Origin of the sequence: Halobacillus sp. GSS1 (genome assembly GCF_017307035.1) — a bacterium.
GTDB classification, from domain to species: Bacteria; Bacillota; Bacilli; order Bacillales; family Halobacillaceae; genus Halobacillus; species Halobacillus litoralis.
Genome location: NZ_JAFLHE010000001.1, coordinates 63,480 through 76,171, shown reverse-complemented (window position 1 = coordinate 76,171; position 12,692 = coordinate 63,480). Strand labels below are relative to the sequence as shown.

The following is a 12,692-nucleotide window of genomic DNA, read 5'->3' as shown; positions in this document are numbered from 1 at the left end:
ATTTTAGCATGATTGGAAAAAGGATACACAAAAAGACTAGCAAGCGAACGTATAACCTGCTATAATTCATGTGCTTTTCTATATTAAAGAGGTGGAAACACAAATGGACCAACATGAAACTCCCCTGTTTACAGGGTTAAAAAAACATAGGGACCGCAAGCCGGTCCAATTTCATATTCCAGGTCATAAGGGCGGAAAAGGAATGGATGAAGAGTTCCGGACCTTTATGGGAGATCAAGCACTTTCGATCGATCTTATCAACATTGAACCGCTCGATGACCTGCACCACCCGCAAGGCATAATTAAACAGGCCCAAGACCTAGCAGCAGAAGCCTTCGGTGCAGATTATACATTTTTCTCCGTTCAGGGCACTTCCGGTGCAATCATGACAATGATTATGAGCGTCTGCCATCCTGGTGATAAAATTATCGTGCCAAGGAACGTCCATAAATCTGTTACAACAGCGATTATTTTTTCAGGAGCGAAACCCGTCTTTATCCACCCGGAACTGGACGAGCGCTTCGGTATCTCTCACGGAATCACTTCAGAGGCTGTGCAGAAGGCATGTGAAGCACACCCGGATGCAAAAGGACTGCTCGTCATCAACCCGACTTATTTCGGAGTGTCTGCCGATTTGAAAAAGATTGTCAGCATTGCACACAGCTTTGATATCCCTGTGCTTGTCGATGAAGCACACGGGGTCCACATCCACTTCCATGAGCGCCTCCCCCTTTCTGCAATGCAGGCAGGTGCTGACATGGCAGCGACAAGTGTGCATAAGCTGGGTGGTTCATTAACCCAAAGTTCCGTACTGAATTTACGTGAAGGACTCGTTTCCCATGAAAGAGTGCAGTCGATTTTATCCATGCTGCACACGACGTCAACTTCCTATCTTTTACTCGCAAGTCTGGATGCAGCACGAAGACATCTTGCTGTTCACGGGCGGGAGCTGATGGAGAAAACCCTTCGCCTGGCAGACTATGCCCGAAGAAAATTAAATAACATTCCAGGTATTTATTGTCCGGGTAGTGAAATTTTGACGAGCGATGCTACAGTAGACTTTGACCCTACGAAATTAATCATCTCTGTTAAAAAGCTCGGGTTATCCGGCTATGACGTTGAAGTCTGGCTTAGAGAAAAAGCCAATATTGAAGTGGAACTGTCCGATTTGTACAACATTTTATGTATCGTGACTCCTGGTGATCGAGAGGAAGATATCGACGAGCTCATAACAGCTCTAGAAAACCTTTCTAACGAGCACTCGGACAAAGAGGAAACAGAAAACATCCAGGTGAAGGTCCCAGACATCCCTGTGCTCGCTCTTTCTCCAAGAGAAGCCTTCTACTCGTCTACCGAAACCATCTTGCTGAAAGAAGCTGTCGGAAGGATCAGTGCGGAATTCGTCATGGTCTATCCTCCTGGCATTCCCATTTTCATTCCAGGTGAAATTATTACACGCGAAAACATTGACTACATTCATGATAATGTTGAAGCCGGCCTACCGGTACAAGGCCCTGAAGATGATACTCTTGAAACCATTCAAGTCATTCGTGAACAACGAGCATTCAAATAAAAGAAGCCCGATATGGGCTTCTTTTATTTGAATGCTCTTTGGCGCGACTCTCCTGCTCTTTGGCGCGACTCTCCTGCTCTTTGGCGCGACTCTCCTGCTCTTTGGCGCGAAGGGATTTCCTCTCATCGGAAATCCTTCGCGCGCCAAAAAAAAGAACCAGGCCGTAGACCTGATTCTTTCCTTTTATGCTTCCTTCACAGAAAGGATGCCCCCGTTTAATAGTACATACTTTTTATTTGTCTTCTGGTTTGTTGCAAGTTGGACAGGTGCTGTAAAGAGTAGAAACCTTCTCATTTTCGTAGTGCTCAATTACCTTCTGACAGTCTTGACATACGATTGTACCCATTCACATCCACTCCCCATATTTGTAATCGTTTTCAACGTAATTTCATTCTAATATGGCACAATCGAAAAATCAAGCCCAAAAGTATAACTTTTTTTAAAAATGTGTCATACTAATAATTTCCTACCTACTAGTATATGAGGAAGGTTCATTTTTAAGACTAAAAAAAGATCACTCCAATGAGTGATCTTTTTGATTAAGGCGTTTGTATAAGTGCTGGATCTAACAGCTCATAGCCTTTCTCACGCAGACCATCCGCAATAGAACCCAACGCTTTGTTCGTCCAATCCCTGTCGTGCATCAGCAAGTTCGCACCGTTGTTCAAAAGTGGGGTGTTGACCATAATGTCAGCAAGAGCTTGATCATCCTGATAGTCACTTTCCCAATCGTACCCATAAGTCCAGTTCATGACGAGCATTCCTTCATCTTCCGCCAACTGCTTAGAGAAATCGGTATTCTGACCAAAAGGTGCACGGAAAAAGACGGGACGTTCACCGATGATTTCTTCAATCTTATCATTCAATCCAACAATTTCCTCTCGTTGTTCTTCTTCACTAAGGTCAGGCAGGCTCGCATGCGAAGCCGTATGATTCCCGATTGCAAAGCCCATCTCATGAATCTGTTTTAATTTTTCTTTTTCTTCTGGTGTATCAATAAAATGTCCGTTTACGAAAAAGATCGCCGGTGCATCTTTTTCTTTCAACGTTTCAGCCATTTCCACTGCGTGGGTATCTGGTGCATCATCAATTGTAAGAAGAGCGACTTTTGGATTCGCTTCTCTGATCGGCTTGAACGACCAGTTACCTGTCAATTCATATTGTGGTTCTGCATTCTTCATTACTTCCTCATCTTCTTCCGCTGTTTCTTTCGTTTCTATTTCTTCATCTGTTTCTTCATCCGCCTTTTCTTCCTCTACTACTTCTTCTTTCGGCTCTTTCTCTACAGCTTCTTCTTCTTGTTTCTTAGCTTCCTCACCATTTGCTCCAGAGCAGGCAGAAAGCAGAAAAATAAGTACGACCCACAGACTTGTCCATTTTTTCATAGGTGTTCCCTCCACTGTTATGTATTTCCACTTCCTTCATTATAAAAGAAAATTCAACAATATATCTATCGTTTTCGGGTAAAATATTATATAATGTTTTATCGTGGTCTCATGACTTCTTACATATGGGTGATTAAAATGCTACATTCATTGAAAAAATTCAAATTTTTAGGAAGCCGAACGTTAAAAACGGGGATTTCTGTCTTTTTGACTGCATTGATTTGCGGTTTTTTTAATTTACCCATTATATTTGCTGTCATCACAGCTATCGTCACGATTGAACACACAGCTGCAGATTCGATAAAAAAGGCCGCGGTACGATTTCCTGCGTCGGCCATTGGCGCATTGCTTGCTACCACGTTCTACGGGCTGTTTGGAAAAGGTGCGTTGACATTCGCTCTTGTAGCTATGGTGACGATCGCCGTCTGTCACAAATTGAAACTGGATGATGGAATCCTGGTCGCCACCATCACAGCGACAGCGATGATTCCTGACTTCCAAGATCAATATGTGGTTTCATTTTTTACGAGATTGGGTACAACCTCCATTGGAATCATCATCTCGACTTTTGTGAATTTTTTCCTTTTACCACCGAATTATTCGCCTATGATTTACAAAAACATCAACGGTTTGTATAATCATGCTGGTCTGCTTTTGAAGCGAATAATTTCCGAGGTAACGGCAGAATCTAAAGAGAAAACTCGTACGATCCAGAGGTCCTACCGGCAATTGACGGCCCATCTGGAAAAGACAAATCAGCTTTCTCAATATCAAAGAGAAGAGTGGAAATACCATCGTCACTCAGAAGAAGCGATGGTCGCTTTTCAACTCTCGCAACGAAAACTGGCGGCTTTCCAACAAATTGCTTATCATCTTGGAAACTTGCAGTATGTACAAACAAAAGCCTCTGATTTCACTAACGAAGAAAAAGAACTTTTGCTTGCACTTACGGAGGAATTCACGCATGTACTTAGTGACCCGACCCACTCGATTAACGAAAGACAGTTCGAGATGGTCCATAAGCTGGATGATGCATTCTGGAAATGGAAAGAAGACCATGTGGTAAAGCAGACGGGTTACCGGCATCATTTACCACCACAGACGATCTTAATTTACGAATTGCTTTGCTTTCACGACGTATTGGAGGAATTGCAGAATATGTCTGAAAAACAAGCACAATTAGTGAAAAAATGCTATTTTCCAGATCAGTCATAATGTGGTGAAGAAATTTTAAATTAGGAGGGAAGTCAGTAATGAATCAAGTAACTAAAGTATTTTACATTTCGGTAGTTGTCGCTTTCTTATTCATCGGCTGGGGAGTCATCCCTGAAGATGTGCTACCGACTTGGAATTTAAAAAATGTAACATCGAACATTCAAGGTTTCCTGACAGAAAAATTTGGATGGTTCTACCTATTGTCAGCTACAGGATTTTTAATTTTTGCTATCTTTTTGGTCTTCTCAAAATACGGAAAGTTGAAATTGGGTAAACCGGATGACGAACCGGAGTATCCGTACATTACATGGTTTGCCATGCTCTTTAGTGCAGGTATGGGAATTGGACTAGTTTTCTGGGGAGCTGCAGAACCCCTTTCTCACTTCCATACGCCACCAATCCCTGGTCAAGAACCTATGAGCGAAGAAGCTGCTCAGTCTGCCATGAAGTACACCTTCTTCCACTGGGGTCTACATCCATGGGCCATTTACGCTGTTTTAGCGCTCGCACTGGCTTACTTTAAATTCAGAAAAGATGCACCAGGGGTCATTAGTGCTGCTTTAACACCTGTACTTGGTGAAAAGAGAGTAAAAGGTCCTCTTGGTACGCTTATTGATTTCATCGCAGTTTTTGCAACCATCTTCGGTGTAGCCACTTCTCTAGGGCTTGGAGCACTACAAATATCCAGTGGTCTTGCCTTTACCATTGATGGTTTGGAAGATACATTTACTTTACAGCTGATTATTATCGCTGTCGTAACTGTACTCTTCATGGTTTCTGCTATGACTGGATTGAACAAAGGTATTAAATACCTAAGTAACACTAACGTTGTCCTTGCTATCGTTCTCATGGTATTCATGCTGTTTGCAGGACCGACAAACTTCATCATGGATTATTTCACAACATCATTCGGTTCCTATTTGCGTGACTTGCCTTACATGAGTTTTCGTATGACACCATTTGATGAAGATAGTTCATGGGTTCAAGGCTGGACCATCTTCTACTGGGCATGGTGGATTTCCTGGGCTCCGTTCGTAGGAACCTTTATTGCACGTGTATCCCGTGGTCGAACCATCCGCGAATTCATTCTAGGCGTTCTTCTTGTTCCAACAATCTTTGGAGCTCTTTGGTTCTCTATATTCGGTGGAACAGCCATTTCACTGGAGTACTTCAATAATGTAGACATCTATTCAGACGTAAGTGAACTAGGTACAGAAGTCGCTCTCTTCTCTATGTTGGAAAATATACCATTAGGTGCGATTATGTCTACCATTGGTCTATTGCTTATTAGTACGTTCTTCGTCACTTCTGCCGACTCTGCAACATTCGTTCTGGGCATGCAGACGACGAATGGAAGCTTGAATCCTAAGAACCAGGTTAAATTCACTTGGGGAATTATCCAGGCTGGAGCAGCCGCTGTGCTACTTTGGCAAGGTGGATTAGGTGCACTACAAACGGCAGCAATCATAGCGGCCTTCCCGTTCACCTTTATTATGATTCTCATCTGCTTCTCCTTGTTCAAGACCTTCCAGGAAGAAGCTAAAAAAGTCGATCTTAAGAAGAAAACGAAATAGTCATGATAAAAGCACCCAGAATTCACTTTCTGGGTGCTTTTCATTTTATAAAACCCCTACCCTCACTTCCTAACTCTTCGTGCTTAGAGCAATGCTTCAGGCTCTTTATACAGCTACTTCAGCCACATAGGTGTTCCATTTTTACTTAAACATTTTTACATGAGATGTCACATTACAACAGAGGACTATCATTTCCATGACAAAAAGATAACATCTAAAATATCTGCCTCATTTCTTGTTACACTGAGAATGGATTAAAGACAAGGGAGTGGGTCGGACCATGATGAATCGTATATTCCTATCTTTCTTAGCTATATTCTTACTCGCGGGATGTCTACAGAAAGGCGAAACCATCCAAGTACTTACGGCTACACCTGAGAATTACGAATTATACTTATACACTGAAGCGGACCAACAAGAATCCGCGCAAGATTACTTAAGCGCCCTCCTTGATTGGAAATTGAAACAGGATGACGGTGCTGAATTGCAATTTGAACAAACCGAAAAGGATATAAATGACCTGAACATCCCAACAGATGATTTACCCGTACTTGTAGTTAAAGAAGAAGGAAAAACGGTGACCACGATATCCGGAAACAACCCACGTAAAAAGATTTTAATGACACTGGAAAATCATATAGCCATGGTTAGATAAAATCGAGCCTTTCCTATCATCAGGGAAGGCTCGATTTTATATGAAAACAGTGAAACCTAATGATTTATAGAGATCTGTTAATCCTGCGCACAAAAGGCGTGAAGCCTTCTTCCCTATAAAAAAGCCCGCCAGACTCTCGCGAGTCTGGCGGGCTTTCTAAATTTATTATTATTTAACGATGTGAATCGGTTGATCGATCGCAACTTCAGCTGCTTCCATCGTGATCTCCCCTAGTGTCGGATGAGCGTGGATGGTAAGTGCTAAGTCTTCAGCTGTCATGCCGGATTCGATAGCTAAGCCAAGCTCAGCAATCATGTCACTAGCATTCGCACCAGCGATTTGAGCACCGATGACAAGGCCGTCTTCTTTACGTGTCACGAGCTTCAAGAAGCCGTCACTTTCGTTAAGAGATAGCGCACGTCCGTTTGCTGCAAATGGGAATTTAGATGCTTTCACTTCGTAGCCAGCATCTTTCGCTTCTTGCTCTGTGTAACCAACAGAAGCTAGTTCTGGATCAGAGAAGACGACAGCTGGAATTCCAAGGTAGTCGATTTCAGACTTCTCACCAGAAATCGCTTCTGCAGCGATTTTACCTTCATAAGAAGCTTTATGAGCAAGTGGAGGACCATCAACGATATCTCCGATAGCATAGATGTTATCAATGCTCGTACGGCACTGTTTATCGATTTCGATGATTCCTTTATCGGACATCTTGATTCCAAGATCCTCAAGACCGATTTCGTCTGTGTTCGGACGACGGCCAACAGTTACAAGTACGTAATCAGCATCAATGGATTTTTCTTCACCTTTAGCTTCATACTTCACGGTAACTCCGTTTTCCGTCTCTTCTACACCTTGAGCCATGGCTTCAGTCACCACGTCTACGCCTTTTTTCTTCAGACGCTTCTTAACGATGGAAGACATTTGCTTCTCGAAGCCGCCAAGGATGTCTTTAGTTCCTTCAAGGATCGTTACTTTTGTACCGAAGTTTGCATACGCTGTACCAAGTTCAGTACCGATGTAACCTCCTCCGATAACGACCATTTTCTCTGGGATTTCATCCAGATTCAAAGCACCTGTAGAATCTAGAACACGATCAGAGAATTTGAAAGAAGGAATCTCGATTGGACGAGAACCAGTTGCAATGATGCAATTGTTGAACGTGTATGTTTGAGAGTTCTTTTCATCCATGACACGAACCGTGTTTTTATCTACGAAGTATACTTCGCCTTTAACGATGTCTACTTTGTTTCCTTTAAGAAGACCTTCAACACCGCCAGTCAGTTTGTTAACAACGCCGCCTTTCCACTCTTGTACTTTAGAAAAGTCGACGGTTGTATTTTCTGACTTGATACCCATGTCTTCAGCACCTTGAGCATGTTCATAACGGTGACCTGCTTGGATCAACGCTTTAGAAGGAACACAACCGACGTTCAAACAAACGCCACCTAGGTTACCTTTATCGACAATGGTTACATTTTGACCGGATTGTGCAGCACGGATAGCGGCAACATAACCGCCAGGACCCGCACCGACAACTAACGTATCTAGTTCAATTGGGAAATCTCCTACTACCATACTTTACGCCTCCATCATGATTAGTTGTGGATCGTTCAGTAAACGCTTGATGTTGTTCATTGCGTGCTGAGCTGTCGCACCATCGATGATACGGTGGTCGAAGCTTAGGGAAATCGCAAGAACTGGAGCTACTACAACTTCACCATCGCGTACGATTGGCTTGTCTGCAATACGTCCGATACCTAGGATCGCCACTTCTGGGTGGTTGATGACTGGTGTAAACCACTGGCCACCGGCAGATCCGATATTCGTAATTGTAGTGGAAGCACCTTTCATTTCTTCAGATGATAGTTTACCGTCACGAGCTTTCACAGCTAGTTCGTTGATTTCGCTTGAGATTGAGAAGACGGACTTGCGGTCTGCATCTTTTACGACTGGAACCATTAGACCTTTCTCTGTATCAGCAGCGATACCAATATTATAATAGTGTTTCTGAATAATTTCATCCGTATTGTCGTCAATTGACGTATTAAGAACAGGATATTTCTTCAGAGTGGAAACAAGAGACTTCACAACATATGGAAGGTAAGTCAACTTGATGTCCTGCTCAGCTGCAACAGCTTTGAACTTCTTACGGTGGGCAACTAGTTCAGATACATCCACTTCATCCATCAACGTTACGTGAGGAGCTGTGTGCTTGGAGTTCACCATAGCTTTGGAGATCGCTTTACGGATTCCGCTCATCTTCTCACGAGTTTCTGGGTAAGCTTCACCTGCAGCTGGAGCTGCTTGTTGTGTAGAAGCTGCTTCTTCCTGCTTCTCTTCTGCTGGAGTTTCAGATGCTGCTTCAGCTTGTCCGCCGTTCATGAAGCTTTCAACGTCTTCTTTTAGAACGCGGCCGTTTTTGCCGGATCCTTGAACTTTACGGATGTCAACATCATTATCACGGGCAAATTTACGCACTGAAGGCATCGCTACAACGCGGCGGTCTTCATCAACGTCACCTTCGTTTGCAGATGCAGCTGGTTGTTCAGCTTTTTCTTCTTTGCTTTCATCTTTAGATGCTTCTTCTTTTTCTTCTTTCGGCTCTTCTTTAGGCTCTTCAGAAGCAGGAGCATCTTCAGATCCATCATCAATGGTGATGATGACTGTTCCAACTGTAGTCGTTTCACCTTCGTCCACATGGATGTCTTTGACCGTTCCATCTACTTGGGAAGGGATTTCTACTACAGCTTTATCGTTTTGTACTTCACAAAGTACATCGTCTTCTTTTACTTCGTCGCCAGGCTTGACGAACCACTTCGCAATTTCACCTTCGTGGATACCTTCACCGATATCAGGCAGTTTAAATTCGAATGCCACGGTTATTACCTCCTAGTATTAGAGATGATTAAAAGTTCATAACGTCGTTGACTTTTTCAACGATCGTGTTGTGATTTGGCAACCATACTTCTTCTGCTTGTGTGAATGCATAGACAGTGTCTGGTGCAGCTACACGCAATACAGGCGCTTCAAGGTGAAGGATGGCTTTTTCTTGAATTTCAGAAACAACGTTCGCTGCGATACCCGCTTGCTTTTGAGCTTCCTGGACAACAACAGCACGGTTTGTCTTCTTAACAGATTCAAGGATTGTTTCGTAATCTACTGGAGATACAGTACGAAGGTCAATGACTTCTGCACTGATTCCGTCTTTCTCAAGCTCTTCTGCAGCTTTAAGAGAAGAGTGAACCATTGCACCGTAAGCAACAAGGGTAACGTCTGTACCTTCACGCTTAACTGCGGCTTTATCAAGATCCACTGTATATTCTTCTTCTGGCACTTCTTCACGGAAAGAACGGTAAAGCTTCATGTGCTCAAGGAAGATGACAGGATCATTGTTACGGATGGAAGAGATCAAAAGACCTTTCGCATCGTATGGATTAGATGGGATAACCACACGAAGACCAGGCTGCTGAGCCATTAGACCTTCAAGGCTGTCTGCGTGAAGTTCTGGTGTGTGTACGCCACCGCCGAATGGAGAGCGAACAGTAATCGGCATTGGACGAGTACCACCAGAGCGGTAACGATAGCGAGCCATTTGACCGCTGATTGCGTCCATAACTTCGTATACGAAACCGAAGAATTGAATTTCAGGTACCGGACGGAAGCCTGTAAGAGCAAGCCCGATGGACATACCGCCGATTCCGGATTCAGCTAGTGGTGTATCAAATACACGATCTTCGCCGAATTCTTTTTGAAGACCTTCAGTCGCACGGAATACTCCGCCGTTTTGACCAACGTCTTCACCGAAAACAAGCACGTTTTCATCATTTTTAAGTTCTGTGCGCATCGCGTCTGTGATGGCTTGGATCATTGTCATTTGTGCCATGATTTACTTCGACTCCTTTTCCTTGTATTCTTCCATCTGCTCTTTCAAGTTAGAAGGAAGTTCCTCATGCATGATACCGATTAAATCGGTAACCGTTTGTTTTGGAGTATTGTCAGCTTCTTTTACTGCTGCTTTAATTTCTTCTTTTGTCTTTTCGATCAATTCGTTTTCTTCCTCTTCAGACCATAGGCCTTTCGCTTCAAGGAACTTACGGAAACGAACGATTGGATCTTTCTTCTCCCACTCGTTGTCTTCATCTTCCGTACGGTAACGAGTTGGATCGTCTCCGGCCATTGTGTGTGGGCCGTAACGATAAGTAAGTGTCTCGATCAATGTCGGACCTTCACCGTTTACAGCACGCTCACGAGCATCTTTCGTTGCGGCATAAACAGCAAGTACGTCCATGCCGTCTACCTGAATGCCTTCGATTCCGGCAGCCACTGCTTTTTGAGCAATTGTTTGCGCTGCAGACTGCTTCTCAACAGGTACAGAAATCGCGAAACGGTTGTTTTGAACAACGAAAATCGCTTGGGCACCGAAAGCACCAGCAAAGTTGATACCTTCATAGAAGTCACCCTGGGATGCACCGCCATCACCTGTATATGTGATTGCTACAGCATTTTCACCACGTTTTTTATAACCAAGACCAACACCGGCTGTCTGCGTGATTTGTGCACCGATGATGATTTGCGGGCTCACTGCGTTCACACCTTCAGGCATTTGGTTCCCTTTATGGTGTCCGCGGGAGAATAGGAATGCCTGGTAAAGCGGAAGACCGTGCCAGATCAATTGTGGGACATCACGGTATCCTGGAAGAATAAAGTCTTCCTTCTCCAATGCAAATTGGCTTCCAAGCTGAGACGCTTCCTGCCCAGCAGTTGGAGCGTAGAAACCAAGACGTCCCTGGCGGTTAAGCGCGATAGAACGCTGGTCAAGAATACGCGTATATACCATACGGCGCATAATTTCTTTCAGATCTTCATCAGATAGGTCAGGCATAAAATCTTCGTTTACGATTTCGCCTTCTTCGTTAAGGATTTGAAACGTTTCGAACTGATTTTCAATGTTCTCAAGAGTTCGTTTCAAAGTCATTCACCCTTTCCTTTCGTATTTTAAAATGGATGCTGTGAGTAGCTTTCCCAATTATGAAAAAAAACTGTACCGATTTGCTCTTTACGTTTTACCCTGAACACTTCTTTATTAATCATGCAGGGACGTTTATAGAAACTGTTACATTCTTCAAGTAAGATTCAATGGTACAATGTCAATCCATTATGTAGTTTAGCTCAAATCGTCATCATTCGTCAATCACTTCGCTACATAATATCTATACATAGTCTTAGAGGCTTCTTACAGCAGTCGAAAAATGACTTATTTTGTTATTTCAGAACACAATACTGTATCACCACAAAATTAAGCCTGTATTAATCTTACGTTTTTTCTTCTATACAATCAACTGAATTGTTTGACCCCGGGGACATAATGTGTCTCATTCCTGCGTTTCCTTCATTAATAAAAGAAAGGGTGGAGGGCAAGTGAAAAGATTGACCACCTTATTGGATAAAGGAGGTAAGTGATTGAGCTTGTCCAATGTCTGATGAGCATCGCTTCAAATAAAAAGCCGCTGACGAATGGTCGTCAACGGTTTCCCCTCTACTCTTCTGAAGTTGAGGATTCTTCTTGCTGTTCATAAGTAACATCAAGTTCCATGGCTTCATAAAGTTCTTTTTTCAATTTATTATACTCTTCTGTATGTTTGTTGAACGTCTCGTTCTGTTCAATCACTTCATTATACTTTTGATTAATCTTATCGATTTGCTCTTGGAGCTTTTCTTCTTTCAAATCCTCGTTCTGCATCATCTCATAGAGTTTGGCATCCAAAGTCAATGCTTCGTCATAAGCTGAATATAAATCCTGGTATGAATCGTACCGAGCATTCATAGTTTCGACTAATTGCTCTGCTTTATCTTTGGCCTCTGCGTTCTCTTCGTCCAGATCCTCAATTAAAGGTTCAATTTCATCGAATTCCTCTTTTGCTGAATCGATGCTCTCTTTTTCAAGTTCAAGCTTTTCTCTTCGTTTTTCAACAATGGAAGCCGCCTGCTTGGACTTCTCCTCGATTTCATCAAATTGATCCATGTTCAAATTGATGATTTCCTCATATAATTGTTGTTCTTCTGTCTCAAGATCCACCATCGGTTGCTGCTGTTCGCGGAAAGCATCTTCTAACGTCACCGCTTTTTCAAGATGTTCATAAATCTGTTCTTCTGCTGACTGACCTGTACAGGCAGACAAGAAAGCTGCTACTGCCAGGAGCACCACTAGCTTATGTAATCGCACACCTTTTCCCCCTCGAATTCCGTGAAACATTATTGTAATCTAAACGTATCTACAATAGTATAAT

The 12,692-nt window shown here is 43.0% G+C and carries 11 protein-coding genes; 4 read left to right on the top strand and 7 right to left on the bottom strand.

Going from position 1 to position 12,692, the window contains the following annotated elements; translation table 11 throughout:
* Nucleotides 1-103 precede the first annotated feature (103 nt).
* Nucleotides 104-1,573, top strand: coding sequence for an aminotransferase class I/II-fold pyridoxal phosphate-dependent enzyme (locus J0K78_RS00385; RefSeq protein ID WP_206944941.1), 1,470 nt, complete (start codon nt 104-106; stop codon nt 1,571-1,573).
* 232 nt (nt 1,574-1,805) lie between these two features.
* Here the strand turns inward: J0K78_RS00385 and J0K78_RS00380 are convergent, their stop codons facing one another.
* Nucleotides 1,806-1,919, bottom strand: a complete 114-nt coding sequence (locus J0K78_RS00380) for a GapA-binding peptide SR1P (RefSeq protein ID WP_089652758.1) — start codon at nt 1,917-1,919, stop codon at nt 1,806-1,808.
* A gap of 193 nt (nt 1,920-2,112) precedes the next feature.
* Nucleotides 2,113-2,958 (bottom strand): polysaccharide deacetylase family protein, encoded by an 846-nt coding sequence (locus J0K78_RS00375; RefSeq protein ID WP_206944940.1) that lies wholly within the window; start codon nt 2,956-2,958, stop codon nt 2,113-2,115.
* Nucleotides 2,959-3,096: 138 nt separating this feature from the next.
* Between J0K78_RS00375 and J0K78_RS00370 the strand changes: the two genes are divergently transcribed.
* The 3 genes from J0K78_RS00370 to J0K78_RS00360 all read left to right on the top strand — a co-directional run bounded on the left by J0K78_RS00370 (nt 3,097) and on the right by J0K78_RS00360 (nt 6,402).
* On the top strand, nt 3,097-4,173 hold the full coding sequence (locus tag J0K78_RS00370) for an FUSC family protein (protein ID WP_206944939.1): 1,077 nt from the start codon (nt 3,097-3,099) through the stop codon (nt 4,171-4,173).
* A 38-nt stretch (nt 4,174-4,211) separates the two neighbouring features.
* Nucleotides 4,212-5,747 (top strand): glycine betaine uptake BCCT transporter, encoded by a 1,536-nt coding sequence (locus tag J0K78_RS00365; protein WP_206944938.1) that lies wholly within the window; start codon nt 4,212-4,214, stop codon nt 5,745-5,747.
* Between the two features lie 280 nt (nt 5,748-6,027).
* Nucleotides 6,028-6,402 carry a hypothetical protein gene (locus tag J0K78_RS00360; protein ID WP_206944937.1) on the top strand — a complete coding sequence of 125 codons (375 nt, stop codon included), beginning with the start codon at nt 6,028-6,030 and terminating at the stop codon, nt 6,400-6,402.
* A 168-nt stretch (nt 6,403-6,570) separates the two neighbouring features.
* Here the strand turns inward: J0K78_RS00360 and lpdA are convergent, their stop codons facing one another.
* The 5 genes from lpdA to J0K78_RS00335 all read right to left on the bottom strand — a co-directional run bounded on the left by lpdA (nt 6,571) and on the right by J0K78_RS00335 (nt 12,628).
* Nucleotides 6,571-7,980, bottom strand: a complete 1,410-nt coding sequence (lpdA, locus tag J0K78_RS00355) for a dihydrolipoyl dehydrogenase (RefSeq protein WP_160912939.1) — start codon at nt 7,978-7,980, stop codon at nt 6,571-6,573.
* Nucleotides 7,981-7,983: 3 nt separating this feature from the next.
* Entirely contained in the window at nt 7,984-9,282 is a 1,299-nt protein-coding gene (locus tag J0K78_RS00350; protein WP_206944936.1) for a dihydrolipoamide acetyltransferase family protein, read from the bottom strand.
* Nucleotides 9,283-9,310: 28 nt separating this feature from the next.
* Nucleotides 9,311-10,288: an alpha-ketoacid dehydrogenase subunit beta gene (locus J0K78_RS00345; RefSeq protein ID WP_089652751.1), complete on the bottom strand. Its 978-nt coding sequence runs from the start codon at nt 10,286-10,288 to the stop codon at nt 9,311-9,313.
* A 3-nt stretch (nt 10,289-10,291) separates the two neighbouring features.
* On the bottom strand, nt 10,292-11,374 hold the full coding sequence (gene pdhA, locus J0K78_RS00340; protein ID WP_305037799.1) for a pyruvate dehydrogenase (acetyl-transferring) E1 component subunit alpha: 1,083 nt from the start codon (nt 11,372-11,374) through the stop codon (nt 10,292-10,294).
* 567 nt (nt 11,375-11,941) lie between these two features.
* Nucleotides 11,942-12,628: a YkyA family protein gene (locus J0K78_RS00335; RefSeq protein WP_370550772.1), complete on the bottom strand. Its 687-nt coding sequence runs from the start codon at nt 12,626-12,628 to the stop codon at nt 11,942-11,944.
* Between the last annotated feature and the right edge of the window lie 64 nt (nt 12,629-12,692).

Coding starts and splice junctions, on each gene's coding strand:
- J0K78_RS00370 (WP_206944939.1), top strand. CDS start 3,097: ATGCTACATTCATTGAAAAAATTCAAATTTTTAGGAAGCCGAACGTTA.
- J0K78_RS00375 (WP_206944940.1), bottom strand. CDS start 2,958: ATGAAAAAATGGACAAGTCTGTGGGTCGTACTTATTTTTCTGCTTTCT.
- lpdA (WP_160912939.1), bottom strand. CDS start 7,980: ATGGTAGTAGGAGATTTCCCAATTGAACTAGATACGTTAGTTGTCGGT.
- J0K78_RS00365 (WP_206944938.1), top strand. CDS start 4,212: ATGAATCAAGTAACTAAAGTATTTTACATTTCGGTAGTTGTCGCTTTC.
- J0K78_RS00385 (WP_206944941.1), top strand. CDS start 104: ATGGACCAACATGAAACTCCCCTGTTTACAGGGTTAAAAAAACATAGG.
- J0K78_RS00345 (WP_089652751.1), bottom strand. CDS start 10,288: ATGGCACAAATGACAATGATCCAAGCCATCACAGACGCGATGCGCACA.
- J0K78_RS00360 (WP_206944937.1), top strand. CDS start 6,028: ATGATGAATCGTATATTCCTATCTTTCTTAGCTATATTCTTACTCGCG.
- J0K78_RS00380 (WP_089652758.1), bottom strand. CDS start 1,919: ATGGGTACAATCGTATGTCAAGACTGTCAGAAGGTAATTGAGCACTAC.